The organism is Paraburkholderia ribeironis, from assembly GCF_900019265.1.
GTDB lineage: Bacteria > Pseudomonadota > Gammaproteobacteria > Burkholderiales > Burkholderiaceae > Paraburkholderia > Paraburkholderia ribeironis.
Genome location: NZ_CYGX02000002.1, coordinates 1 through 26,817 on the forward strand (window position 1 = coordinate 1; position 26,817 = coordinate 26,817).

Annotated in this window: 20 protein-coding genes and 1 tRNA gene; 7 read left to right on the top strand and 14 right to left on the bottom strand. The window is 63.0% G+C overall.

Annotated elements, in window-relative coordinates:
- Nucleotides 1–139 precede the first annotated feature (139 nt).
- The 4 genes from glmM to BN2475_RS00240 form a co-directional block, all read right to left on the bottom strand.
- Entirely contained in the window at nucleotides 140–1,492 is a 1,353-nt protein-coding gene (gene glmM / locus BN2475_RS00225; protein WP_094777590.1) for a phosphoglucosamine mutase, read from the bottom strand.
- Nucleotides 1,493–1,521: 29 nt separating this feature from the next.
- Nucleotides 1,522–2,421, bottom strand: coding sequence for a dihydropteroate synthase (gene folP, locus BN2475_RS00230; RefSeq protein WP_094777591.1), 900 nt, complete (start codon nucleotides 2,419–2,421; stop codon nucleotides 1,522–1,524).
- Nucleotides 2,422–2,505: 84 nt separating this feature from the next.
- Entirely contained in the window at nucleotides 2,506–4,395 is a 1,890-nt protein-coding gene (ftsH, locus tag BN2475_RS00235) for an ATP-dependent zinc metalloprotease FtsH (RefSeq protein ID WP_094777573.1), read from the bottom strand.
- Nucleotides 4,396–4,584: 189 nt separating this feature from the next.
- A complete protein-coding gene (locus BN2475_RS00240; RefSeq protein WP_094777574.1) occupies nucleotides 4,585–5,247 on the bottom strand; it encodes an RlmE family RNA methyltransferase in 663 nt (220 codons plus the stop codon).
- A 191-nt stretch (nucleotides 5,248–5,438) separates the two neighbouring features.
- On the opposite strand from BN2475_RS00240, the gene BN2475_RS00245 reads away from it, so the two are divergent.
- Nucleotides 5,439–5,966 (top strand): YhbY family RNA-binding protein, encoded by a 528-nt coding sequence (locus BN2475_RS00245; protein WP_094777575.1) that lies wholly within the window; start codon nucleotides 5,439–5,441, stop codon nucleotides 5,964–5,966.
- 163 nt (nucleotides 5,967–6,129) lie between these two features.
- On the opposite strand, the gene BN2475_RS00250 is transcribed toward BN2475_RS00245, so the two are convergent.
- The 7 genes from BN2475_RS00250 to gloB form a co-directional block, all read right to left on the bottom strand.
- Nucleotides 6,130–6,639 (bottom strand): DUF4149 domain-containing protein, encoded by a 510-nt coding sequence (locus BN2475_RS00250; protein WP_174641837.1) that lies wholly within the window; start codon nucleotides 6,637–6,639, stop codon nucleotides 6,130–6,132.
- A gap of 20 nt (nucleotides 6,640–6,659) precedes the next feature.
- The gene (gene greA / locus BN2475_RS00255; RefSeq protein WP_094777577.1) at nucleotides 6,660–7,136 is read right to left on the bottom strand and encodes a transcription elongation factor GreA; all 477 of its coding nucleotides are present in this window, start codon (nucleotides 7,134–7,136) and stop codon (nucleotides 6,660–6,662) included.
- A gap of 152 nt (nucleotides 7,137–7,288) precedes the next feature.
- Complete coding sequence (carB, locus tag BN2475_RS00260) at nucleotides 7,289–10,543, bottom strand: carbamoyl-phosphate synthase large subunit (RefSeq protein ID WP_094777578.1); 3,255 nt, start codon at nucleotides 10,541–10,543, stop codon at nucleotides 7,289–7,291.
- 198 nt (nucleotides 10,544–10,741) lie between these two features.
- Nucleotides 10,742–11,896, bottom strand: a complete 1,155-nt coding sequence (gene carA / locus BN2475_RS00265) for a glutamine-hydrolyzing carbamoyl-phosphate synthase small subunit (protein WP_094777579.1) — start codon at nucleotides 11,894–11,896, stop codon at nucleotides 10,742–10,744.
- A gap of 442 nt (nucleotides 11,897–12,338) precedes the next feature.
- The gene (locus BN2475_RS00270; protein ID WP_094777580.1) at nucleotides 12,339–13,583 is read right to left on the bottom strand and encodes an MFS transporter; all 1,245 of its coding nucleotides are present in this window, start codon (nucleotides 13,581–13,583) and stop codon (nucleotides 12,339–12,341) included.
- A gap of 211 nt (nucleotides 13,584–13,794) precedes the next feature.
- Complete coding sequence (locus BN2475_RS00275; protein WP_094777592.1) at nucleotides 13,795–15,465, bottom strand: transglycosylase SLT domain-containing protein; 1,671 nt, start codon at nucleotides 15,463–15,465, stop codon at nucleotides 13,795–13,797.
- Nucleotides 15,466–15,622: 157 nt separating this feature from the next.
- The gene (gene gloB, locus BN2475_RS00280) at nucleotides 15,623–16,414 is read right to left on the bottom strand and encodes a hydroxyacylglutathione hydrolase (protein ID WP_094777581.1); all 792 of its coding nucleotides are present in this window, start codon (nucleotides 16,412–16,414) and stop codon (nucleotides 15,623–15,625) included.
- Between the two features lie 19 nt (nucleotides 16,415–16,433).
- Between gloB and BN2475_RS00285 the strand changes: the two genes are divergently transcribed.
- The 5 genes from BN2475_RS00285 to BN2475_RS00305 all read left to right on the top strand — a co-directional run bounded on the left by BN2475_RS00285 (nucleotide 16,434) and on the right by BN2475_RS00305 (nucleotide 21,254).
- Nucleotides 16,434–17,294: a class I SAM-dependent methyltransferase gene (locus BN2475_RS00285; protein WP_094777582.1), complete on the top strand. Its 861-nt coding sequence runs from the start codon at nucleotides 16,434–16,436 to the stop codon at nucleotides 17,292–17,294.
- Nucleotides 17,291–17,740, top strand: coding sequence for a ribonuclease HI (rnhA, locus tag BN2475_RS00290; protein ID WP_094777583.1), 450 nt, complete (start codon nucleotides 17,291–17,293; stop codon nucleotides 17,738–17,740). The genes BN2475_RS00285 and rnhA overlap by 4 nt, the downstream gene beginning before the upstream one ends.
- Nucleotides 17,741–17,827: 87 nt before the next feature.
- Nucleotides 17,828–18,562, top strand: coding sequence for a DNA polymerase III subunit epsilon (dnaQ, locus tag BN2475_RS00295; protein WP_094777584.1), 735 nt, complete (start codon nucleotides 17,828–17,830; stop codon nucleotides 18,560–18,562).
- A gap of 48 nt (nucleotides 18,563–18,610) precedes the next feature.
- Nucleotides 18,611–18,685, top strand: a tRNA-Val gene (locus BN2475_RS00300).
- 685 nt (nucleotides 18,686–19,370) lie between these two features.
- Nucleotides 19,371–21,254, top strand: a complete 1,884-nt coding sequence (locus tag BN2475_RS00305) for an ABC transporter ATP-binding protein (protein WP_094777585.1) — start codon at nucleotides 19,371–19,373, stop codon at nucleotides 21,252–21,254.
- A gap of 123 nt (nucleotides 21,255–21,377) precedes the next feature.
- On the opposite strand, the gene BN2475_RS00310 is transcribed toward BN2475_RS00305, so the two are convergent.
- From BN2475_RS00310 to BN2475_RS00320, 3 genes are all read right to left on the bottom strand, one after another.
- Entirely contained in the window at nucleotides 21,378–21,842 is a 465-nt protein-coding gene (locus BN2475_RS00310; RefSeq protein ID WP_094777586.1) for a DUF2214 family protein, read from the bottom strand.
- A 152-nt stretch (nucleotides 21,843–21,994) separates the two neighbouring features.
- Nucleotides 21,995–22,849 (bottom strand): hypothetical protein, encoded by an 855-nt coding sequence (locus BN2475_RS00315; RefSeq protein ID WP_094777593.1) that lies wholly within the window; start codon nucleotides 22,847–22,849, stop codon nucleotides 21,995–21,997.
- A gap of 234 nt (nucleotides 22,850–23,083) precedes the next feature.
- Entirely contained in the window at nucleotides 23,084–24,148 is a 1,065-nt protein-coding gene (locus tag BN2475_RS00320; protein WP_094777587.1) for a glycosyltransferase family 4 protein, read from the bottom strand.
- 691 nt (nucleotides 24,149–24,839) lie between these two features.
- On the opposite strand from BN2475_RS00320, the gene BN2475_RS00330 reads away from it, so the two are divergent.
- Entirely contained in the window at nucleotides 24,840–26,675 is a 1,836-nt protein-coding gene (locus BN2475_RS00330; protein ID WP_094777589.1) for an ABC transporter ATP-binding protein, read from the top strand.
- Nucleotides 26,676–26,817: the final 142 nt, after the last annotated feature.

Sequence of the window (26,817 nt, forward strand, 5' to 3'; positions counted from 1 at the left end):
GCCGGTGGGTTTGCCGGTGAGTTGTGGGTGGGTTTGCCGATGGGTTGCGGCTGCGCGGCTGCAGGTGGGTCGCAGGCGGCAGCCACCAGGCAGCGGGGAAGACTGGATGTCGCCCCGCCGCTGTACAAAAACGCGTGGCTTAAGCCGTCGCCTGCTTGACCGCGGCGGCAATCGCTTCCGAGTGAAGCACCGCGTCGTCGACGTTCTCCGCTTCGACCATCACGCGCAGCACCGGCTCGGTGCCGGAGGCGCGAATCAGCACGCGGCCGCGGCCCTTCAGCGCATCCTCGGCTTTGCCGATTGCGCGACGGATCGCCTCGCTGCCCTTCCAGTCCGCGTCGGGCTTCATGCGCACGTTGATCAGCTTCTGCGGGAACAGCGTCACGCCGTCGAGCAGCTCGGCGAGCGACTTACCGCTGCGCTGCATCGCCGCCAGCACCAGCAGGGCCGAGACGATGCCGTCGCCGGTGGAATGGCGGTCGAGCGAGAGAATGTGGCCGGACCCTTCGGCGCCGAGTTGCCAGCCGTGTTCGCGCAGTTGCTCGAGCACGTAGCGATCGCCCACCGCCGCGCGCACGAACTTCACGCCGGCCTCCTGCAGCGCGACCTCGACCGCCAGATTGGTCATCAAGGTGCCGACCGCGCCTTCGACATTGCCGTCGGTGGCGATGCGGTCCTTCACCAGTACGTACAACAGCTCGTCGCCGTTATACAGGCGACCTGTGGCGTCCACCACCTGCAGACGGTCGGCGTCGCCATCGAGCGCGATACCGAGGTCCGCGTGATTCGCGACCACCGCGCGCACCAGCGCGCCCGGTGCGGTGGCGCCGACGCCGTCGTTGATGTTGAAGCCGTTCGGCGCGACGCCGATCGGGACCACCTCCGCGCCAAGTTCATGAAACACGTGCGGCGCGACGTCATATGCGGCACCATGCGCGCAATCGATCACCAGCTTCATGCCGCGCAGGTCGAACGCCGCCGGGAACGTGCTTTTGCAGAACTCGATGTAGCGCCCGGCTGCATCGTCCAGGCGTCGCGCCTTGCCGAGCTGCTCGGATGCCGCGCATTCGAGCGGCAGTTCGAGCCGCTCTTCGATCTGCAATTCCACATCGTCCGGCAGCTTGTTGCCGTCTGCGGAAAAGAATTTGATGCCGTTGTCGTAGTACGGATTGTGCGATGCGCTGATGACCACCCCCGCTGCGAGCCGCAACGCGCGCGTCAGGTAAGCGACGCCGGGAGTCGGCATCGGGCCGGCCAGCATGATGTCGACGCCGGCCGCTGAAAAACCCGCTTCGAGTGCGGCTTCGAGCATGTAGCCCGACACCCGCGTGTCTTTACCGATCAGCACGGTTGGCCGTGTGCCGGCCCAGCGATCCGCACCCGCAAGCACCTTGCCGGCCGCGTAGCCGAGCCGCAGCACGAATTCCGGCGTGATCGGCCCTTCGCCGACCTTGCCCCGAATCCCGTCCGTTCCGAAGTAACGACGTGCCATGTTTTTTTCTACCTCCTGTGGCTTTGGGTTCAAGCGCGCACGCGGCTGCGATTCGCCGCGTCGCGCATGGCTGCCCATACTTTCAAAGAGTCAACAGTTTGCGCGACATCATGCACGCGCAGAATCGCGGCGCCTCGTTCAGCGGCGCATACTGCCGCGGCGACGCTGCCTGCAATGCGCTCAGCGGCCGGACGCCCGATCACCGCGCCGATCATCGACTTGCGCGACATGCCGGCGAGAATGGGGTACGGTGGCGCGGCGCGCGGCGCGGTATCCGGCAGATGCGCGAGCAGCGCATAATTATGCTCGATCACGGCCTTGCCGAAGCCGAAACCCGGATCGACGCTGATGCGCTCACGCGCGATACCCGCCTGCTGCAGCGTCGCCACGCGCTCCTCGAGGAAGCCGCGGACCTCGCTCACCACATCTTCATAGACCGGTTCGCCGAGCTGCATGGTCTGCGGCTCGCCGAGCATATGCATTACGCATAAACCGCAGTCGCTGTCGCGTACCGCGTCGATTGCGCCGGGCATACGGAAGCCCCAGATGTCGTTGATCATATCGGCGCCCGCGCTCAACGCATGGCGCATCACTTCCGGCTTGTACGTGTCGACCGACAACGGCACATTCGCCCCGCGCAGTTGCTCGACGAGCGGAATCACACGCTCCAGCTCTTCATCGAGCGACACGGGCGGTGCGCCGGGACGCGTCGACTCGCCGCCGATATCGATGATGTCGACGCCTTCGAGCATCATGCGTTCGGCCTGGCGCAGTGCATCGCCGCGCAATGCAAATTGGCCGCCGTCGGAAAAGGAATCGGGCGTGACGTTCAGGATGCCCATCACCAACGGGCGTTCAAAGGTCAGCTTGAAGCGGCCGCATTGCAGCGGCTCGAGGATGGGCAGAGAAGATAGATCGACTTTCGACACGTAACAGCGCTTCACTTAAAACGGAAAATGCAAAACGGGCCGGTGTGATGCGCACACCGGCCCGCACTTTCTACTGATTACCGATCAGGCCGGCGCGGTCGCGCTGCCCGGTTTGACCTCGGTGCCCGGGCTGCCGCCCGACGACGCGTCGCTTGCCGACGGCGGCGAGCTCTTCGGCGAGCGCGGCGGACGACCTGCCATGATGTCGTTGATCTGATCGGAGTCGATCGTTTCCCACTCCATCAGAGCGGCGGTCATTGCTTCGACCTTGTCGCGGTTTTCTTCCAGCAAACGCCTTGCGAGGTTGTACTGCTCGTCCAGCACGCGACGGATTTCCGCGTCGACCTTCTGCTGCGTCGCTTCCGAAATGGTTCGCGTGAAGCCACGGCCAAACGGCGTTGCGTCGTTCTCGTCGTCGACGTAGACCATCGGTCCGAGCGCATCGGTCATGCCGAAGCGAGCCACCATTGCGCGAGCAGTTTGCGTCGCCTTGTTGAAGTCGTCCGATGCGCCGGTGCTGATCAGGTTCAGGAACAACTCTTCCGCTACACGGCCACCGAAGAGGATCGCCAGACGATCCAGCAGGTAGTCCTTCGAGTAGGTTTCGTTGTCGTGTTCCGGCAACTGCCACGTCACACCCAGCGCACGACCGCGCGGAATGATCGTGACCTTGTGCACCGGATCGGCCTTGGGCAACAGCTTGGCGATCACCGCGTGACCCGACTCGTGGTAAGCCGTGGCGCGCTTCGACTCTTCGCGGATCACAGCCGACTTGCGCTCCGGCCCCATGAAGATCTTGTCCTTCGCATCTTCGAAGTCCGTCATTTCGACGATGCGCTTGCCGCGGCGAGCCGCGAACAGTGCCGCTTCGTTCACGAGGTTCGCGAGATCAGCGCCCGAGAAGCCCGGCGTGCCGCGTGCAATCACTGCCGCGTCGACGTCGTTGGAAATCGGCACCTTGCGCAGATGGACCTTCATGATGTGTTCGCGGCCACGAATATCCGGCAGACCGACGTACACCTGGCGGTCGAAACGACCCGGACGCAGCAGTGCCTTGTCGAGCACGTCCGAACGGTTCGTTGCAGCGATCACGATCACACCCGAGTTCGCTTCGAAACCGTCCATTTCCACCAGCATCTGATTCAGCGTCTGCTCGCGTTCGTCGTTACCGCCGCCCATGCCGGCGCCGCGATGGCGACCGACCGCGTCGATTTCGTCGATGAACACGATGCACGGTGCATGCTTCTTGGCCTGCTCGAACATGTCGCGCACACGAGCCGCGCCGACACCCACGAACATTTCAACGAAGTCCGAACCCGAAATGCTGAAGAACGGTACTTTGGCTTCGCCAGCGATCGCACGAGCCAGCAGCGTCTTGCCGGTTCCCGGCGGGCCGACCAGCAGCACGCCGCGCGGAATGCGGCCACCCAGCTTCTGGAATTTCTGCGGATCACGCAGGAAGTCGACCAGTTCGGAAACTTCTTCCTTGGCTTCGTCGCAACCGGCGACGTCGGTAAAATTGATTGCGTTGTTGTTCTCGTCGATCAGACGCGCACGGGATTTGCCGAACGAAAAGGCACCACCTTTCCCGCCCCCCTGCATCTGCCGCATCATGTAGAACCAGAACCCGATGATCAGGATCGTTGGCCCAAGGTAGTACAGCGCGGACACCAGCGCATTCGGTTCGTCATCAGCCTTGCCGCTCACCTGAACGCCATACTTCATCAGATCGCCGACCATCCAGATGTCGCCGGGCGACACGATCTGGTATTTCTGGCCGTCTGCTGGAGTGACCGTGAGGTTCCGCCCCTGGACAATGACGTTCTTGACTTTGCCGTTCTTCGCGTCATCCATGAACTGCGAATAGGAAACGCCTTCCTGGACACGGGGCTTGTCGAACTGCTTGAACACCGTAAACAGCACCAGTGCAATAACCAGCCACACTGCTGCCTTCGAAAACATATTGTTGTTCAAAGCACCACTCCTTCACTTAGACGGGCGCCTACATTTGCCTTGCGGCACCACGAAAGCATTCTAATCCAGTCCGCAGACCCCTGCCATAAGGTTTCGCTACCACAGAAATAGCGTCGCCGGCTATTAAGACGTCAATTTCTGATGTCCTCAGCACATTATTGGCGGTTGCGGAACCGTCCTGCAGCGCCCCTATGCGGGCCGCTTGAGATGCTTACCCAAAATAAATGTTTCTGATGATTTATCCCGCGACGCCTTCGGCTTGCGGGCCGCCACCACCTTGAACTGACGTTTGAACTTTTCGACAATCTGACTATAGCCGCTGCCGTGAAAGCACTTGACTAAAAGGGCACCATCCGGCTTCAGGTGACTTTGCGAGAATTCCAGCGCGAGATCGCACAAATGCTCGATCCGCGCGGCGTCCGCCACCGCCACTCCCGACAGGTTGGGCGCCATATCCGAAATTACAAGATCGACCTGGCGTTCTCCGACCAATTCTTCCAGCTGACCCAGCACCGAGTCTTCGCGAAAGTCGCCCTGGATGAAATGGACGTCGGCCACCGGCTCCATCGGCAGCACGTCCAGCGCAATGATCGTACCGTCGATCCCACCCTCGCGCTCGGCGTCGCGCTGCGAACCCTTGGCGAGCTTGTTGCGCGCGTACTGGCTCCAGCTGCCCGGCGCCGAGCCGAGATCGACGATGACCTGCCCCGGGCGAATCAGCTTGTCCTGCTCATCGATTTCCTTGAGCTTGTAGGCCGCGCGGGCGCGATAGCCCTCCCGCTGCGCCATTTTCACGTACGGGTCGTTGATGTGGTCATGCAGCCACGCGGTGTTGAACTTGTTTTTTGCCATTAAAGATAGAACTCTTGCTGCGTGGTGTCGCGCTTTAGGGGATAATACGCGGTTAATTCGCGCGGCCACCGCCAATCTGGCGGTCATCCGCGATTCTGTTGTTCTGACGCGCCGCCTCGTTAAATCGACCCACTCGAGCAAATCGATCGGGAATGCAGGTGCCGTCATTTTAGTCGAGTCTTCCACTTTCCATGCCAGCCCTCAAAGTCTCTTCCGACCAACGCGCCGAGTTGCGCTCCCAGGCACATGCGCTCAAACCGGTCGTGCTCGTCGGCGCCGAAGGCTTGACCGACGCTGTGCTCGCCGAGATCAAGGTTCACCTTGCCGCTCATCAACTCATCAAGGTCCGCGTGTTCGGCGACGAACGCGAAGAGCGCATCGCAATTTACGAACAGATCTGCGACGAGCTGAACGCCGCACCAATCCAGCACATCGGCAAGCTGCTGGTGATCTGGAAGCCGGAATCTGCACAACCGGCGACGAAAACGAAGCGCGGCGCGCTACCGAGCGCCCGCGAAGCGGCGGTTGAAGCCAAACCGAGCAAGGGCCGTGCGCCGCGCGTCGTCACTGTCGTAAAGCCCAGCGAAATTCCGATGCGCAAGCCGAAGGCCAAAGCGGTGCTGGTGCGCGGCAATGAACGCGTCACGCAAGGCGGCAACATCAAGCGCGCCAAGAAGCGCCAGGCCAGCGCGAAGCGCTCGTATCAGTCGTCGAAGTAAGCGAAGACGAGAGGTGCGGGCGAGCTCCGCACCTTTGGATTGGCCGTCTCACATGGACCGTCCGGACGCCTTCGACGGAGAACGGACGGTCAGGCAACGCTGGATACTGGATAGTGCGCCGATAAGACCAACTAGCCTGGCCGGTCAACCACAGATCGGCGCGTCAGTTGGTCGCTTTGCCTGCAACATGACGAGATCCCTGCTCCACGCTTGTCACACCAGCGCCCGCCGGCAGCATCCACACGAGCGCGAGTCCCAGCAGGCTTTCGATCAGATAGAACAGACTCGACACACCGTGCAGGATGCCGAAGCGCGTCGCATACACCGAATGCCCGACGTCATTGCCCGCCTCGAGCGCGGCGATGCGCATTGCATTCATAAACGGCTGCAGCGCGAAGTAGCCCACCAGCACGCACACCAGCATGCCGGCGATCAACCAGCGCAGACGGCGATACGCATCGCTGCCGCGGCGCACCAGCAAGTTCGCGAGACCTAGCAGCAAAATGCCGCACACCACGCCGAGCACACCCTGGATGCGAAATAGCTGCGCCGCCACGGCACCTGCCGTTATCCGGTCGAGCGATGTGAACAAGACCGGCGCGACCGCATAGCCGATAGTCAGCAGACTACCGACCCACACCACCGTCAAAAGACGAAAAAATCGATGCGGCATCACGGACACCGGCGCCATGTTCAGATGTAGCTAACCGCGATGATTTCGTATTCGCGCACGCCGCCCGGCGCCTGCACCGACGCGACGTCGCCTTCCGACTTGCCGATCAATGCACGCGCGATCGGCGAGCTGATCGAGATCAGACCGTGGTCGATGTCCGCTTCGTCGTCGCCGACAATCTGATACTTGACCGCCGCACCCGACTCCAGGTCTTCCAGTTCCAGCGTTGCGCCGAACACCACGCGGCCGTCCGCGTCCACCTTGGCCGGATCGATCACTTGCGCGCCGGCCAGCTTCGATTCGATTTCGGCGATACGGCCTTCGATGAAGCCCTGCTTTTCCTTCGCCGCGTCATATTCCGCGTTTTCCGACAGATCGCCCTGGGCACGCGCTTCCGCGATCGAGTTGATCACCGCGGGACGTTCAACCGATTTCAGGCGCTGCAATTCATCGCGCAACATGTCTGCGCCGCGCTTAGTCAATGGAATAGTGCTCATAAACAACTCTAGTGGCAAAAAACGGCCGTAAAAAAAATCACCGCGGTTAAGTGCATTCCGCCGGTTGCCAAGCCCCGGGCAAACCCGGAGCACAGCACCTGCGGAACGCCGCTTAACCGCGGCACTTACATCCTGGACAAAACTTCGAAGCCTTAGTTTAGGCGAGCGTGGAGTCCTTGTAAATCATAGACTTCCAGGTTCTTCAAATAGCGCAAGCCTTCCACCGCGGCCCGTGCGCCGGACATCGTCGTGTAGTACGTGACCTTGTTCGCCTGTGCGCTCATGCGAATCGAACGCGAGTCGGCGATCGCGGCGCGCGTTTCGTCGACCGTCGTGAAGACCAGCGCGATCTCGCCGTTCTTGATCATATCGACGATGTGCGGACGACCGTCCTTCACCTTGTTGACGACTTTCACCGGCACGCCGGCGGCTTCGATTGCGGCAGCCGTGCCCTTGGTCGCGACGATCGGATAACCGAGTTCGTGCAGCATGTGCGCGACTTCGACGGCCTTCGGTTTGTCGGCGTCCATCACGGTCAACAGCACCGTGCCCGACTCCGGCAAACGCGAACCCGCCGCGAGTTGCGACTTGAAGAGCGCCTCGCCAAAAGTCTGGCCCACGCCCATCACTTCACCGGTCGAACGCATTTCCGGTCCGAGCACCGGATCGACTGCCGGGAACTTGACGAACGGGAACACGGCTTCCTTCACGCTGAAGTACGGCGGGTCGACTTCCTTCGTCACGCCCTGCTCCGCGAGCTTCTGGCCGACCATCGCACGCGCCGCGATCTTCGCGAGCGGCAGGCTGGTCGCCTTCGACACATATGGCACCGTACGCGAAGCGCGCGGGTTCACTTCGAGCACGTAGATGATGTCCTCTTTCGAGCCATCCGCCTGAGGGACCTGCTGGATCGCAAACTGCACGTTCATCAGCCCGACCACGTTCAACGCCTTCGCCATCGCGCCAGTCTGACGCTTCAGCTCGGTCACGGTTTGCTTCGACAGCGAATACGGCGGCAGCGAGCAAGCCGAGTCGCCCGAGTGCACGCCTGCTTGCTCGATGTGCTCCATCACGCCGCCGATGAACACCGCGTCGCCGTCTGAGATGCAGTCCACGTCGCATTCGATCGCGTCGTTCAGGAAGCGGTCGAGCAGCACCGGCGAATCGTTCGATACCTTCACGGCCTCACGCATGTAGCGTTCGAGGTCGCGCGGCTCGTGCACGATCTCCATTGCGCGGCCACCCAGCACGTACGACGGACGCACCACCAACGGGTAACCGATTTCGTTCGCGAGCTTGAGCGCCTCGTCTTCCGCGCGCGCGGTGCGGTTCGGCGGCTGACGCAAGCCGAGGTCTTGCAGCAGCTTCTGGAAACGCTCGCGGTCTTCGGCGGCGTCGATCATGTCCGGCGACGTGCCGATGATCGGCACACCGTTCGCCTCGAGGTCGAGCGCGAGCTTCAGCGGAGTCTGGCCGCCGTATTGCACGATCACGCCAAGCGGCTTTTCCTTGTCGACGATTTCGAGCACGTCTTCGAGCGTCAGCGACTCGAAGTACAGACGATCGGACGTGTCATAGTCGGTCGACACGGTTTCCGGGTTGCAGTTGACCATGATCGTTTCATAGCCGTCCTCGCGCATCGCGAGCGCGGCGTGCACGCAGCAGTAGTCGAACTCGATGCCCTGGCCGATCCGGTTCGGGCCACCGCCCAGCACCATGATCTTCCTGTTGTTGGTCGGGTTCGCTTCGCACTCTTCCTCGTACGTGGAGTACATGTACGCGGTTTTGGTGGCGAACTCGGCCGCGCAGGTATCGACGCGCTTGTACACCGGGCGCACGTTCAACTCGATACGGCGTTGCCGGACCTCGGCCGCCTTCACGCCGAGCAGCGTGGCGAGGCGGCGATCCGAGAAGCCGCTCTGCTTCAGGTACTTCAGCTCTTCCTTCGTGAGGCTCGCCAGCGTGCGGCCCGCCAGCGCCTTTTCCTTCAGGATGATCTGTTCGATCTGCGCGAGGAACCACGGGTCGATCGAGGTCTCCTCGAAAATCTCCGCGGCCGTCATGCCGATACGGAACGCGTCGCCGACGTACCAGATGCGATCCGGACCGGCTTCGCCGATCTGGCGGACGATCTCGTCGCGGTCATTGGTCTTGTCGTCCAGACCGTCGACGCCAACTTCCAGACCCCGCAGCGCCTTCTGGAACGACTCCTGGAAGGTGCGGCCGATCGCCATCACTTCGCCGACCGACTTCATTTGCGTGGTCAGGCGCGGGTCGGCTTCGCGGAATTTCTCGAACGCGAAACGCGGAATCTTGGTGACGACGTAGTCGATCGTCGGTTCGAACGAAGCCGGGGTCTGGCCGCCGGTGATTTCGTTCTTCAGCTCGTCGAGCGTATAACCGACCGCGAGCTTGGCCGCGACCTTGGCGATCGGGAAGCCGGTCGCCTTCGACGCCAATGCCGACGAGCGCGACACGCGCGGGTTCATTTCGATCACGATCATCCGGCCGTCTTTCGGATTGATCGAGAACTGTACGTTCGAGCCGCCGGTATCGACGCCGATTTCGCGCAGCACCGCAAGCGACGCGTTACGCAGGATCTGGTATTCCTTGTCGGTCAGCGTTTGCGCGGGCGCGACGGTGATCGAGTCGCCGGTGTGGATGCCCATCGGGTCGAGGTTTTCGATCGAGCAGACGATGATGCAGTTGTCCTTGGTGTCGCGGACCACTTCCATCTCGTACTCTTTCCAGCCGAGCAGCGATTCTTCGATCAGCAGTTCGCGCGTGGGCGACAGGTCCAACCCGCGCTTGCAGATCTCTTCGAATTCGTCGCGGTTGTACGCGATGCCGCCGCCCGAGCCGCCCAGCGTGAACGATGGACGGATCACGACCGGGTAGCCGCCCGAGCCGGTTTCCGCGGCGATGCGCGCCTGCACCTGCAGCGCTTCTTCCATCGAATGCGCGGTGCCCGACTTGGCCGAACCGAGGCCGATCTTCGTCATCGCGTCCTTGAACTTCTGGCGGTCTTCCGCCTTGTCGATCGCTTCCGGCGATGCACCGATCAGCTCGACGTTGTACTTCGCGAGCACGCCGTGGGCGTGCAGATCGAGTGCGCAGTTCAACGCGGTCTGGCCGCCCATCGTCGGCAGGATCGCGTCCGGGCGCTCCTTTGCGATGATGCGCTCGACCACTTCCCAGGTGATCGGCTCGATGTAGGTCACGTCAGCCGTGTTCGGGTCGGTCATGATCGTCGCCGGATTGCTGTTGACGAGAATGACCTTGTAGCCTTCCTCACGCAGCGCCTTGCATGCCTGCGCGCCCGAGTAATCGAACTCGCACGCCTGGCCGATGATGATCGGACCCGCGCCGATGATGAGGATGCTCTTGATGTCTGTCCGCTTGGGCATAACGCTCTCGCTAATGTATTCCTGAATTCTTTCCGTCGGCGCGCGTCGTCTTCATGTCGCGCGCTCTGCTCTGTCCTGGTCTGTTCCGCGCGGCTGCCGGTGCGTGCGCCAGGTTTGCCGGCCGCGTGGCGAGCCGTGCGCTGCCGGGCTGCAGGGCCGGCCGATGGCCGACGCGCACCGCCGAGCCGCTTGGCCAGCTTACGCCGCCGCGCTCTTGCCGCTCTTCTGCGCGTCCATCAACGCGGTGAAGCGGTCGAACAGGTAGGCGATGTCGTGCGGACCAGGCGACGCTTCCGGGTGCCCCTGGAAGCAGAACGCCGGCTTGTCGGTCAGCGCGAAGCCTTGCAGCGTGCCGTCGAACAGCGAGACGTGCGTGGCGCGGGCATTGGCCGGCAGCGTGCCGGCGTCGACCGCGAAGCCGTGGTTCTGCGACGTGATGATCACACGGCCGTCGTCGAGATCCTTCACCGGATGGTTCGCGCCGTGGTGGCCCGTCTTCATCTTCATCGTCTTCGCGCCGACCGCGAGGCCCATGATCTGATGGCCGAGGCAGATGCCGAAGGTCGGAATGCCGCGCTCGATGAATTCCTTCGTCGCCGCGATCGCGTAGTCGCAAGGTTCCGGATCGCCGGGGCCGTTCGACAGGAAGATGCCGTCCGGGTTGAGCGCGAGCGCGTCGGCCGCGCTCGCCTGCGCCGGCAGCACGGTGACGTGGCAACCGCGCTCGGCCAGCATGCGCAGGATGTTCTGCTTGACACCGTAGTCGAACGCGACCACGCGGTACGTCGGCGCATTCTGCTTGCCGTAGCCGCTGCCCAGACGCCATTCGGTCTGGGTCCACTCGTAGCTGTCCTTCGTCGACACGACCTTCGCGAGGTCCATGCCCGACAGACCCGGGAACGAACGTGCGAGTTCGATGGCCCGGGCTTCGTCGTCCGAGCCGGCGAGGATCGCGCCGTTCTGCGCGCCCTTGTCGCGCAGAACGCGGGTCAGCTTGCGGGTGTCGAGTCCGGCGATGGCGACCACGCCTTCGTCCTGCAGGTATTGCGGGAGCGTGCGCTCCATGCGGAAGTTCGACGCGAGAACCGGCAGATCGCGAATGATCAGGCCGGCGGCATGGACTTTCGTCGCTTCGACGTCTTCGGCGTTCACGCCGACGTTGCCGATGTGCGGATACGTCAGGGTCACGATCTGGCGCGCGTAGCTCGGGTCAGTCAGGATTTCCTGATAGCCGGTGATAGCGGTGTTGAACACGACTTCGCCGATGGTATGCCCGGGGGCGCCGATCGAGTAGCCACGAAAGACCGTGCCGTCGGCGAGCGCGAGCAGAGCGGGAGAAAATGACGGCAACACGGGAGACTCCTTGGGGGAACACCCTGTTGCCGACCTGCCTATCCGACTGCGAGCCGCAGCGAAACACATCCACGGGACGCGTGCGCAGACTCGCTCGCGCACTGCGGCTGACGGTACAAGGGGCGCGACGGGTCCATTGTGTGGACGGATCGGCGGGGTGCAGGGCCCTTCTTGCTACGCCAGCGGCGCGCGGCGGATGAACGGTATGGGGGAGGTAGGCGCTAGGGTGCGGGTTGATAAGCTCAAACCTTGTAATTATAGCCTGAAAGCGCTCTTCCTTCCAAATCCGAGATAGCAGACCGCCCTGCGCACGCCCCCTGATGCGGCGTCCGAAGCCTTGTCACGCCGGCCTTGCGGAGCAGCAAAGAAAAATTTACGCGATGTGGATTGGGAGCGCGCCGGCTAATTGCGTTGCGCGCTGACAATCTGGCGCGCCGCGGCCTCAGGCTTCCTGTTCGGCGCGCACTTCGGCCGGCCGCGCGGCCTTTTTGCGGCTGGGCAACGCGTACCAGATCGCGCTCAGTGCCTGCAGCACCACCAGAATGCCCCAGGCGGTCAGATGAGCCGCCGCCGGATAATGCCCGCCGCTCGCCGGCCAACGCGACAACACGGCGCCGATACCGATCTGAAAGCCGAAAATCAGCAGAAAAATGATCAGCGTCAGCGTGGTATTCACCCGACCAATCATCTGCGCCGGAAAGTGCCGGGCCATCACGGCGTAGCTCAGAATGCCGGTCCCGCCGAAGACGCCGTACGCTGCCCACAGCAGGCCCGCAGGCAGCGGCGCCTGACACATGATCAACACCTGGGTCAGCAGATACAGCGCCATGCCGATGCCGCAAACCGCGTACAGCGAAATGCCGCGCCGCTCGAGACTGCGCGCCGCCGCGCCGAAACCGACGCAGCCGGCCATCATCGCGAAGCCGAGAATCGACGCCAGCGCGGCGGCTTCACGCGCGCCGAAACCCTGCACGTCGCGCAACCACGCGCCGACCCACAGCGACTGCATCGCGTAGAAGACGCCCTGCGTGACGACCGAGAACGACGCGATTTTCCAGAACGCGGCGCTTTGCAGAATATGCAAGGTGCCCTGGAACTGTACGCGCAGACTCGCCTGGTGGTGGGTTTCTTGCGTGTCCGGCGCCAGCGTCCATTGCGCGAGCGCGACCAGCACCGTCAGTACACCCAATCCGACGCACACCATGCGCCAGCTGGCGAAGCCCAGCACCCACGTGAGCGGCGAGCCAACCATCACACCGCCGAGGCCGCCGATCGCCATCACCAGCCCGTTCATCAGCGGCAGGCGCGCCGTCGCGAAGTGCTGCGCCAACGCCTTGAAGGCGGCGCCCAGACACACCGACACGCCAACCCCGATCAGCAGCCGTCCGACCATCATCACGCCAACACTCTGCGCGGCGCCGAACACCCAGATGCCCGCCGCGGCAAACAGCAACGTGACGGCCGTCACCCGGCGCGCACCAAAATGATCGAGCAGCACGCCGACCGGGATTTGCGCCCCCGCGAAACCCAGGAAATACAGGCTGGTCAGCAGACCGAGGTCGGCCGCCGACAGGCCGAGATCGCGCGTGATGAACGGCGCGAAGCCGAGGTTGACGCCGCGGAACACATAGGAGACGAAATAGCCCGCCGAGAACAGCAGAAAGACGCGCAATTGGGTCGACGACATAAGCGTTCGATTGTTTGGCCGACAGTTGGCCGACGTGGCCAAAACACAAAAGATAAAGGAAATACGCCGATTGCGCCGGAAACGGATCTGCACAATGAAAAACGCCGTCACCACAGGTGACGGCGTTGAAAAAACAGGGTGCGTGATCGGAGCGCGATTGGTGCGCTGCCCCCCAACGCATGCGGGCATTACCGTGGAAGCCGCTGTTAGCCTACTTGACCTTCTTCGCGTTGGCCGCGGACTTCGACGCCTTGCCGGACGTGGTAGCCGACACTTTCGTCACCTTGCCCTTGCTGGCGGTGGACGCTGTCGGCCTGCTGACCTTGCCGACCGGCTCAGACACCTTCACCACGGCTGAGCGGCCATGACCTTTCTTCTTGTCGTAGCGCGATTCGCTGCGCGTGTCGGCGACATGAGTGCCGATCTTCTCGACGCCGCCACCTTGCACGTCGGTCGCGATCCGCTCCGGACCCGGCTCGCTCGGCATCGCCTTGCCGACCGGCACGTGCAGCACGATCACCTGGCCGCGCGACACAAGATCGCGATGCGTGCGGTTCCACGCCTTCAACTGGCCGACCGACACGCCATAACGCAAGGCGATGGCGGCCATCGACTGATTGCGGCGCACCCGGATCAGCATCTTGCGGGTATCGGGAACATCGGGCTCCATCGCCAGCACCGCGCTTTCAGCGACGTCGGCGCTGATGTCTTCGTCGTCGTCCGAGCCGCGCGGCACCACGATCGTCGAGCCGGGTTTCAGGCGCATGCCGGCCGGAATCTTGTTCACTTCCATCAGCGTGTCGGGGTCGACGCCGATCTTCTGCGCGATCGCCGCCGGCGTCGCGCGTTGGTCGACCGTGTAGGTGGTCCACGACGACAGCGAGCCGGAGTACGTCTTCAGATTGCGCTCGAAGGCGCTGGCGTTGTCGAACGGCAGCAGGATCTGCGGCTGCGTGGCGCCGAGAATCACCGGCTTTCTGAACGACGGGTTCAGCGAGCGGAATTCATCCGTCGGCAGATTCGCGAGTTTGGCGGCCATCTCCACGTCGATATCGTGCGAGGTGGTCACCGTGACGAAATACGGATGATTCGGAATCGATGGCAACGTGAGCCCGTATATCTGCGGGTTCGTCACGATGTTCTTCACCGCCTGCAGCTTGGGCACGTAGTTGCGCGTCTCGCTCGGCATGCGCAGGCTGAGGTAGTCGGTGGGCAGGCCCGCCGCCTCGTTGCGCGCGATCGCGCGCTGCACGTTGCCCTCGCCCCAGTTGTACGCAGCGAGCGCGAGTTGCCAGTCGCCGAACATGTCATGCAGATTCGACAGATAGTCGAGTGCGGCGCTGGTCGACGCCAGCACGTCGCGACGCTCGTCCTGCCACATGTTCTGCTTGAGGTTATAGGTGCGGCCAGTGCCCGGCATGAACTGCCACATGCCGGCCGCCTTCGCGACCGACAAGGCCTGCGGGCTATATGCGGATTCGATGAACGGCAGCAGCGCGAGCTCGGTCGGCATATGACGCGCCTCGAGCTCTTCGACGATGTGGTACAGGTATTTCTGCGAGCGCTCGGTCATGCGCTGCACATAATCGGGACGCTGCGCATACCAGTTGACCTGCATGTCGACGAGGTCGGTCTGCAGGTCCGGCATCTGGAAACCGCGACGAATACGGCCCCACAGATCGGCGTCCGCACTCGTCAGCTGGCTGACCGAACCTTGGTCTACGTTGATCGTTTCTTTGGCGGTGGCGTTCTTGCGAAGGGCGTCGGCAACAGCTTGCTGGCTGGCGGCATTAGTCGCAGTGGTGGAATTATTCGTCGTCGGTCCCTGACTCGCGCACGCGGCGAGTGTCAGGACCAATAACGCACTTAAGATAAATCGCATGAACGTCTCGGCTTCCACAAGGGCTGGAATTTGCAGCCGATAGTACGAAACGGCAACGTTTACGTCAATCGGAATAATGAGAAAAAAATCAAGAAAATCTTGGGCTTGGCGAATTTTTCCGATTCTTCGCGTGAGGAGTACTCCAATATGGCTCGATTCAGCGGAAACGGTTTTTCCATTCGCGCATCAGCCTGAACGCCGTCAATCGATCAGGCACCTCTTCATGCAACTGCTCCTGCAAGCTCGCCTGCACCGCCGGCTGGTCCGCGCGCAGGAACGGATTGACCGCGCGCTCGTGGGCAATGGTGGTCGGCAGCGTCGGCACGTGGCGCGCCCGCAGCTCCGTCGCCTTGTCCCGCCAGGCTTGCAGTGCGGTGTTATGCGGCTCGCAGGCGAGCGCGAAACGGATGTTCGATAGCGTGTACTCGTGCGCGCAGTGGACCTCGGTCGCGCCGGGCAGCGCGGCGAGCGCATCGAGCGACGCGAGCATCTGTTGCGGCGTGCCTTCGAACAGCCGGCCACAGCCGCACGCGAACAGCGTGTCGCCGCAGAAGACGTGCGGCGTGCCGCGCGAGTCGGCGGCCTGAAAATACGCGATGTGTCCGCTCGTGTGCCCCGGTACGTCGAGCACGCGCAATTCGAGCGCGGGCGCCGCGATGCTCACGCGATCGCCGTTTTCGAGGCGCTGCGTGAGATGCTGGATCGCTTCACCGGCGGGGCCGTAGACGGGCACGGCCTGGCCATTCAGCAGATCGGCCACCCCGCCGACATGGTCTTGATGATGGTGCGTGAGTAAAATAGCGCTCAGCCGCCATCCGCGTTTCGCGAGATAGGCGCGCACGGGGGCGGCTTCGCCCGGATCGACGACTACCGCGTGGTGTCCGTCGGCAACGACCCAGATGTAATTGTCTTCAAACGCCGGGACCGGTACGTACTCGAGCGCATTCATAGGTTACGCATTCTTTGATATGACTGACCGAGTAATTATAGACTGGCCCGCCTGGACCAATTCACCGCCTGGCCGCTACGTACTGGACTGGGAACAGACCCAGCTCGATCGCGTGGTGTCGGACGTGTTTGGCTATCATGCGCTGCAACTTGGCCTGCCGCAGCTCGATGCGTTGCGCGAGAACCGCATGCCCTGCCGCGGCCTCGTGCTCGACGCCGCCAGCGGGGCCAGCGCGCCGTACACGTTTCCGCGTGGCGTGCGGCAAGCCGGCGGCGGGCCTGGCAGCAACCCGGCGCAAGACAGCCAGCCCGGCCTGGCCGGCCTGCCCGCGCCGGCCGGCCGCAGCGCGGTCTGGTGCGACCTGCTTGACCTGCCGTTCGAAGCGCAGAGTGTCGATCTGATCGTGATGCCGCATACGCTGGAATTCACGAGCGACCCACACCGGCTGCTACGCGAAGCCGAGCGCGTGCTGATGCCCGAGGGCCAACTGATCATTCTCGGCTTCAACTCGTTGTCGCTGTGGGGCGCGCGGCAATCGGTCGGCAAGATGACCGGCCGGCCGTTCGTGCCCGCGGCGGTCGATCTGATCGCTTTCACCCGGCTCAAAGACTGGATCAAGCTGCTCGGCTTCGATCTTGAACGCGGGCGCTTCGGCTGCTATCGTCCGCCGCTCGGCAGCGAGCAATGGCTGTCCCGCTATGGCTTCATGGAAGCCGCCGGCGACCGCTGGTGGCCGATCTTCGGCGCGACTTACATGATCAAGGCGATCAAGCGCGTGCGCGGCATGCACCTCGTCGGTCCGGTGAAAGTGAAGAAACCCGTGCTGGCGGCGGGCCTCGCGCCTGCAGCCACACCGAATACACGCAACCACACTCAATGACAGCTAATTTCATCGACATTTACACCGACGGCGCCTGCAAGGGTAACCCCGGCCCAGGCGGCTGGGGCGCGCTGCTGCGCTTCGGCGACCAGGAAAAGGAACTGTTCGGCGGCGAAGCCAACACGACCAACAATCGCATGGAGCTGATGGGCGTGATTGCCGCGCTCGAAGCGTTGAAGCGCCCTTGCAAGGCGGTCGTGCACACCGACTCGCAATACGTGCAGAAAGGCATCAGCGAATGGATTCACGGCTGGAAAAAGAAAGGCTGGGTCACCGCGGCGAAGCAGCCGGTGAAGAACGCCGATCTGTGGAAGCGGCTCGACGCGCTGGTCGCGCAACACGAAGTCGAGTGGCGCTGGGTGCGCGGGCACAGTGGGCATCCGGAAAACGAGCGCGCCGACCAGTTGGCCAATCGCGGCGTCGCGTCGCTCGCGCAACTCCGATGACCACGGCGCTGCGCGCGCCGCAACCTGCTCGCGCCCTTGCCGGGCTCTCTTTCTTCGCTGCATTTTTCTGAGGCAGGCCAATCCGACATGCGTCAACTCATCCTCGATACCGAAACCACCGGCCTGAACGCCCGCACCGGCGACCGTATCCTCGAACTCGGTTGCGTCGAGCTGGTGAACCGCCGGCTCACCGGCAACAACCTGCACTTCTACATCAATCCGGAACGCGACAGCGATCCAGGCGCGCTGGCCGTGCACGGCTTGACCACGGAGTTCCTCGGCGACAAACCGAAGTTCGCCGAGATCGCCGACCAGTTTCGCGACTTCATCCAGGGCGCGGATCTCATCATTCACAACGCGCCGTTCGACATTGGTTTTCTCGACGCCGAATTCGCGTTGCTAGGCTTGCCGCCGGTGGGCACCCATTGCGGCGAAATCATCGACACGCTGGCGCGCGCCAAGCAGATGTTCCCGGGCAAGCGCAATTCGCTCGATGCGCTGTGCGACCGTTTCGGCATCAGCAACGCGCATCGCACGCTACACGGCGCGCTGCTCGACTCGGAACTGCTCGCTGAAGTCTACCTGGCGATGACGCGCGGCCAGGAAAGCCTCGTCATCGACATGCTCGGCGACACGCACGCCGGCGGCGATGCGCACGCACCGCGCGTTGCGCTCGACTCGCTGGAGCTGGTCGTAATCGCCGCCACGGATGACGAGGTCGCCGCGCACCAGACGGTGCTCGACGGTCTCGACAAGGCGATCAAAGGCACGAGCGTGTGGCGCCTCGAACCCGCGCTGTCTGCGGATGAGCAAACTGCTTAAAAAGTACTGGACGGACACGAAGATCCCTGACATAATTCGGCTCTCTTCGGGTGGTTAGCTCAGCGGTAGAGCACTGCCTTCACACGGCAGGGGTCACTGGTTCGATCCCAGTACTACCCACCAGAATTTTGGTGTGTCGATCACCGAAGAAAAAAGGGCTTACGCAGCGATGCGTGAGCCCTTTTCCGTTTTGCTGGTCAGTTTTGCTGGTCAGTTTTCGAAACCCCTTTTTCCGAAGTCCATTTCCAAAGGCCCACCTGAAAGTGAGCCCCGAGTCGAGCTTCGGACAGAGATTGAATGGGCAGGCCGCGAACGCGTCCGGAAGAATGAGATATTGCTGGTTCGAGCGAAACGATTCGGTTACCTAACCAATGCCGAATCAAAAGCGAGCGCCAGAGTCGGCGAGCGACCTTGCTCTCAACCCTTGATTGCAACGTGCGAGATGACGGACACGCCAGCTTTGTGCATTGACTCCGAGACTCCGTAAGATTGCGAGCGCCCGGTACTGCTGATATAGTTGGCTCCCAGAGCATTCGCTCCGTCCATCTTCTCCACTTCATTCGATTCAAAGGGAGGCGCCACATGTTCACCGTGCATACCGCTCTCCCTTGTATTGTCTCGCGGCCATTCCCACGACCTTAAAAGTCGTCGGGTCGTCGCTGATGCGGGACCGCCTTGACAGGCGTGCCGCGCAAATTCCAGACAGTCCATAGTCTCAGGCCGGCGCATTCCGGCGCGCTTTGACTGTCTCATCCTTTCGCTTCTGACTGGAACCTCGGCGCGCTCGTGCGTCGCCGGGTCGTAGCAAATGGCAAACAAGAAACTCGACTTTCGCGGACAGGCCTTCAAGGACGTCCTTGGCTTCACCTTCCATCATTGGGCGCAACAGCCGTGGCGGATCGTCGTCATCGCCACGCTGGTGCTGCTCTCGGCATTAGCGGACGTGCTCACGCCGATGTTCGCCGGACGCCTCGTCGATGCGATCGCGTCCGGTCCGGCCGGCGATCAGCACGCCTCACACGCGGCGCTCACTGCGTTCTGCGTGCTGGCAGCGCTCGGTCTCGGCGCCACGCTGCTTCGCCAAGGCGTGTACTTCAACATCATCAGACTCACGCTGAAGATGATGAGCGAAATCGCGGCGAACGCGTTTCATCGCGTGCAACGCTTTTCGACCGACTGGCATGCGAACAGCTTTGCCGGCTCGACCGTGCGCAAAATCACGCGCGGCATGTGGGCGCTCGACCTGCTCAACGACACGCTGCTGATCGCGCTGCTGCCGTCGCTGGCCATGCTGGTGGGCGCGACGGCGCTGCTCGGCTGGCGCTGGCCGATGATGGGCGCGGTCGTCGGAATCGGCTCGCTGCTGTACATCGCCGTGACCGTGACTTTGTCCCTCGGCTTCGTCGCGCCATCTGCGCGCCTCGCGAACGCATGGGACACGCGCATGGGCGGCGCGCTCGCCGACGCGGTCAGCTGCAATGGCGTGGTGAAGGCATTCGGCGCGGAAGATCGCGAGGAGGCGCTGCTCGAACGCGTGATCGGCAAGTGGCGGCATCGCACGCGCCGCACGTGGGTGCGCGGCACGCTCAACGGTGGCGTGCAGGGCGGCATGCTGGTGACGATCCAGGCAGCCATTCTCGGTGTCGCACTGCTGCTGTGGGCGCGCGGCAAGGCAAGCGTCGGCGACATCACGTTCGCGCTGACGATGTTCTTCATGCTGCAAGGCTATCTGCGCGACGTGGGCATGCACATCCGCAACCTGCAACGCTCAGTCAACGACATGGAAGAACTGGTGTCGCTGGAGAGCCAGCCGCTCGGCATCGAGGATCGTCCCAGCGCGGGTCCGATCACGATCAGCCAGGGCGAGATCCGTTTCGAGCGCGTCACGTTCCACTACGGCGCACATGGCCAGCCGCTCTATCACGACTTCTCCGTGCGTATCGCGCCGGGCGAGCGCGTTGGTCTGGTCGGGCATTCAGGTTCGGGAAAGACGACCTTCATCAAGCTGATCCAGCGCCTCTACGACATCACCGGCGGCCGGATCACGATCGACGGTCAGGACATCGCCCACGTGCGGCAAGCATCGCTGCGCAGCCAGATCGCGATTGTCCAGCAGGAGCCGGTGCTATTTCACCGCTCGCTCGCCGAGAACATCGCCTATGCGCGGCCTGGCGCGAGCCGCGCCGAGATCGAGCATGCCGCGCGGCTCGCGAGTGCGCACGACTTCATCGCCGCACTGCCCAACGGCTACGACACGCTGGTCGGCGAACGCGGCATCAAGCTGTCGGGCGGCGAGCGTCAGCGCGTCGCGATCGCGCGTGCGTTCCTCGCCGACGCGCCGATCCTGATTCTGGACGAAGCGACGTCGAGTCTCGATAGCGAAAGCGAGGTGCTGATCCAGCGCGCGATGGAGCGATTGATGGCCGGCCGCACGACGCTGGTGGTCGCGCACCGCCTATCCACCGTGCGCGCGCTGGACCGATTGCTGGTGCTGGACAAGGGCAAGGTCGTCGAGGAAGGCAGTCACGATGCGCTGATCAGGCGCGAAAACGGCTTGTACCGACGGCTGTTCGAACGTCAGGCGCTGGAACTCATCAAGGGCCTCGGCGCGCCGGAGTTGATCCGCGGCGAAACCGCTGACGTCCAGGCGAATCGGATGGATGAATCGGCGAGCTTGCTGATGGAAAAGTAAATAGCATCGAACAGGTGAGACGCCTGGTAGACGCCGCGATGAGCAGTCTTCTACCGGTGCTCCTCACTTGCGCGCCGGCGCATGCAAGCGCCGGCACGCTCGCCCTACCGCGCGAGCGCCACGCTACACCGCGCCGGCAGGCAAGCCGATGCCGCGTGCCATGCCAGCCGCCGCAAACACCATCAAAGCCAGCAGCACCGTCTGGATCACGTTGAAGCGCGCATACGTACGCGCCTTTTTCAGATCCGGCGCAGCGCCCTTCCTGATCGACGCGCGCCAGCGCATCAACCCCAGCATGGATGGCACTTCGAGGATCAGGATCGCGACGAGCAAGGTCATCTTGACGTGAAACAGCGGCTCGTGGAGATAGTAGTCCGCGCCCTTCTCGAAACCACCAAAAACGCGCATCAGCCCGGTGACGATCAACACCAGGGCGGAAATGCCCCAATGAGTATCCGCGCGGAACACGGATCGCAATGCTGCGGGCACGGACGCGCGGCGCAGCGACCACGTGCGCCGCAGAATCGACGCGAGCGCAAAACCATAAGCGAGCAGATGAAGAGCGGCAATCAACCAGCGAACCAGCATAGCGACTCCTGTGAAAGAGGCGATACGATCGATGTCTGTCCCACTCGCCCGCAATCACATGGCGAGCACCATGACTTCATTATCAGCTACGGTTCAAATTGCGCGCCGTGCATCAGCCGCGCGGCGTGGCCGAGTGCACAAAGCATGCAGCTTCAGACTTGCCGCAGCGTCGTGTCAAGCGCGCGAGCAGCGACACGGTCGCCTTCGGTCATCAGCGCGGCGCGAAATACGGTTTGCCGATTGTGGCCCGCCGCGGCCGGCGAGTCCCACAGCAGTTCGACTTTCGGACGACGCCACAACGCACCGTGCGCGAGCGCCGGCGTCGCGACCGAACCCAGCGGCGCAGCGGACGCGCCCGGCTCGCCCGCCGCGCCGAACGCGACTGCGTGACCAGACGCCGGCGTCGCGCGAACATCCTGCCCGGCCGCCCAGCGCACCGACAATTCACGCGCGTCATACTGGCCCACCTTGCGACGCTCGGCCCAGACGATCACAGTGCGCGTGGCCGGATCGAGCGAGACCGCGTAACGGCCGATCGCAAACCGCCGCGCGGCGATGTTGGTTCGCCACAGCGGGCGCGGCCTGCAGATCCACACCACGGCGGCGTACAGGATCGGCGCGGCCAGCAGCCAGCCGTTGGTCGCCGCGACCGCTTGCGCGGCGCGCCGCCAGCCGGCGCTCACCACGAATGCGCCGACCGACCACACAGCAAATACCAATCCGAGAAAAGCGAACAGGCGCAGCGCCTGGCGTAACCATTGCGGCAGCGGATGAAACGGACGCTCGGCCACGGCGTGCGCGCCCGGCAAGAAAATCAGCAGAAACAGGAAAACCAGGTTGATGCACGCCCACGGCGAGGACACCATCGCCGACAGTGACGCGGCAAGGTCCATCTGCGCCATCGAAAACAGCCAGCGAGCGACGAGCACGAGACCGATGGCGCGCAACGCGAAAATCGTTCCGGCGCCAGGCGCGGCGTTCGCACGCGTCTCTTTCGTTCTCGGCAAAGCATCCTCCTGTCGTCGGCGGCGCCGCACCCCAATTTGCGGCACGGCCATTATAGGGATATTAGCGAGCGTGGCTCGTTCCTGGCGGGCCGAAACCATCACTTTTATTCGCACGTCGCGAAAAACGCGGCGCGCATGCAACAACGCCCCGTGACCGAGCGCTCACGGGGCGTTGCGGGTGGCTGGCAAAGCGCTGGCAAGCGCTCATTCAGCCCGATCGACGGCGAGCGCCGATCAGTTGGCGTTGACTTCGCGCAGCACCGTGCGGTGCTTTTGACGCAGCAGTTCTTCGTAGGTGGCGACGTAGTTCTTCGCCATGACCTTCGACGAGAAGCGCGCTTCGAATGCCTTGCGCACGTTGGCGCGCGGCAGCGTGTGCAGGCGCTTCACCGCGGCCACCGCGCTGATTTCATCTTCGACGACGAAACCCGACACGCCGTTTTCGATCACTTCCGGCACCGAGCCGCGGTTGAACGCGATCACCGGCGTGCCGCAGGCCATCGCCTCGATCATCACCAGACCGAAGGGCTCCGGCCAGTCGATCGGGAACAGCAGCGCGTGCGCGTTGCCGAGGAATTCGGTCTTTTCAGATTCGCTGATTTCGCCGATGTACTCGACGTGCGGCAGCGACATCAGCGGCTTGATGACTTCCTCGTAATAGGCACGATCGGCCTTGTCGATTTTGGCGGCGACCTTGAGCTTCATGCCTGCCTGGCCGGCGATGCGGATCGCACGGTCGAGACCCTTCTCCGGCGAGACGCGGCCAAGGAATGCGAGGTAGCCCGGCTCGACGTCCTTGATCGGCGTGAGCACGTTTTCCGGCAGACCGTGATACACGGTTTGCAGCCAGTTGGCCTGTGGCAGCGGAATGCGCTGGTTGTCCGAAATCGACACCACCGGCACGTCGCCGAACGTATTGAAGATCGGCTGCAGTTCCGGCAGATCGAGGCGGCCGTGCAGCGTCGTCACGAACGGCACCGGCTGGCGCGCGAACAGCGAGAACGGATAGTAGTCGATGTGGAAATGCAGCACGTCGAATTCGTCCGCGCGGCGGCGCACTTCTTCGAGCAGCAGCATGTGCGGGGCCATCACGTCGCGGATCGTGGGGTCGAGGCGCAGCGCCTGCGGCCAGAAAGCTTCGAGTTTCGCCGAAGTCTGCGAATCGCCGCTCGCAAAAAGCGTGACGTCGTGACCCTGCTCGACCAGCGCTTCGGTCAGGTAGGACACCACGCGTTCCGTACCACCATACAGCTTGGGAGGAACCGCCTCGTGCAACGGAGCGATTTGAGCGATTCGCATAATGAGGAACTCCTAGTAAAAAATCAGGCAATAGTACTGCGTTGGGTAAAAGCGACTCGCTTGCTCGCCAGGGCAGTCGGACCGGACGTGCCGGCGCGGGCCTGATTCTTTCGAGAAATCCTGCGATGGATCGCTTGGGTAGTGAGCCCAGACAGGTTCATCACCGTCTGTACATGGGCAGGTAAACGCGCATGTAACAGCTACGTTGACAAACTGTCAGATATTTCGCTGGGCCAACGGAGCACGCATTATCGATGCCGGGATTCTCGCTGCACCACAACATTTCAAAGTCTTTACGTTGTTACAAACGCGAAACACTTTGCAAACCATTGTTTTATAAGACAGTTCTAGAGTAGCAACTGGCTTTTGGCAACGACCGCCATGCGGCGTCTGCAAGCTCCTGCGTCAACCTTGCCGGCAAGCATTGTAGAAATGCAGCGGCGTGACTGAATGCAATTTGTAATTATATCCCGAAATTTTCCGCAACTTGCTTGAACCACCGTCCAGTCGGCGGGTTGAGCGTCACCAGGTCGCGGATGCCTATCGCGAAATCAATCGCGCCAATGCCCGGATACACAGGGCGCAATCGCTTTTGCATGTTTACAATGCGAAGCATCAGCTTCGCTGCACATGCCTTCTGCGTGTGGCCCGCGCTTGCATGCACCCCGAAACACATCGACCTCACGATCAATTGGAACACTTAACGATTGCCCAGCGTAACGCCCAGAACGCAAAGCTCGCGAGCTATGCGCACCGGCCGCTTGCGTTTCTTTTCCGCTTTATCCGCCGTCATCCGCTCGCGCATGCGACCGTGCTGTGCAGCGTGTTTGCGGCCGTGGGCTGCGCGCTCGCCTCACAATACGCGATCAAACATCTGATCGACGTGCTCGCCGAAGGCCGGCATCATCCTGGTCCGCTGTGGGGGGCGTTTGCCATCCTGGTCGGCCTGATTGCCGCGGACAACCTGTTGTGGCGGGTCGGCGGCTGGGTCGCGGCGCACACGTTCGTCGCCGTGACCGGCGATTTGCGGCGCGACCTGTTCCAGTATCTGAGCGGGCACTCGCCGACCTATTACGCCGAGAAACAGCCCGGCATGCTCGCGAGCCGGATCACCGCGACCTCGAATGCGGTCTACACCGCCGAAAACACCACCGCGTGGAACGTGTTGCCGCCGTGCATCGCGGTGCTCGGCGCGATCGTCATGATCACGCTGGTGAACCCGCTGATGGCCGGCGGCCTGATGCTGTGCTCGGCGATTCTGTCAGTCGTGCTCTACAAGCTCGCCGGACGCGGCTCGGCGCGCCATCATCATTTCGCCACCAAGGCGGCGTCGGTGGACGGCGAACTGGTCGACGTGATCAGCAACATGGGCCTCGTGCGCGCGTTCGGCATGACGTTTCGCGAGCAGCAGCGGTTCGGCTCGACGGTCAAGGCGGAGATGGAAGCGCGCCAGCAAAGCCTGCTGTATCTGGAGAAGCTGCGCCTGCTGCACGCAGTGATCACCGCGCTGCTGTCGGCGGGCCTGCTGGGCTGGGCGCTGTGGCTGTGGGATCAAGGCAAGGCGACCTCGGGCGACATCGTGCTGGTCAGCTCGCTCGGCTTCACGATCCTGCATGGCACGCGCGACCTGGCCGTCGCGCTCGTCGATGTGACGCAACACATCGCAAGACTCGCGGAAGCCGTGCGCACGTTGCTCGAACCACACGGCATGCCGGATCGCGACGGCGCGACCGAGCTCGTGCCGCAAGGCGGCCGGGTCGATTTCGAAGGCGTCACGTTCGCCTATCCGCGCCGCCGTCCGATTCTCGATCACTTCGACCTGCATATCGAACCGGGCCAGCGGGTCGGGCTGATCGGCAAGTCGGGCGCGGGCAAATCCACCGTGCTGGCGTTGCTGCAGCGCTTCTACGAGACGCAAGGCGGCGCGATCAGGATCGACGGCCAGGACATCGCCACGGTCACCCAGGACAGCCTGCGCCATACGCTCGCGCTGGTGCCGCAGGATATCTCGCTGTTCCACCGCACGGTGTACGAGAACATCGCCTATGGGCGCCCGGAAGCGAGCCGTGAAGAAGTGCTCGCGGCCGCGCGCGAAGCGCGTTGCTCGGACTTCATCGAAGCGATGCCGGAAGGCTTCGACACGATTGTCGGCGACCGCGGCGTGAAGCTCTCCGGCGGTCAGCGTCAACGGATCGCGATTGCGCGGGCCATCCTCAAGAACGCGCCGATCCTGCTGCTCGACGAAGCCACCTCGGCGCTCGACAGCGCGTCGGAAGAAGCGATCCAGAAGGCGCTCGACCGGCTGATGGTCGGCCGCACGGTGATCGCGATCGCGCACCGGCTGTCGACGCTGAACAACTTCGACCGCATCATCGTGATGAGCGCCGGCAAGGTGATCGACGACGGCAGCCCGGAAGAATTGCGCCAACGTCCGGGCCTGTATCGCGACCTGCTGGCGAAGCAGTACGGCAAGGGCACCACGCTGCACCTGGGCGGCAAGAAGGTCGACGAGCAGCACGTGGTCTAGGCAACGCACCGCGCGCAGTCGTGGCACACGAAGAAAAAGCCGCTTGCAAAGCGGCTTCAGACTGCTGACGAACCCCACGTTTTTCGGAGCGTGGGGTTTTGTTTTTTCAGGCGATGCGAGAACGGCCGTGAAGCGTGCGACT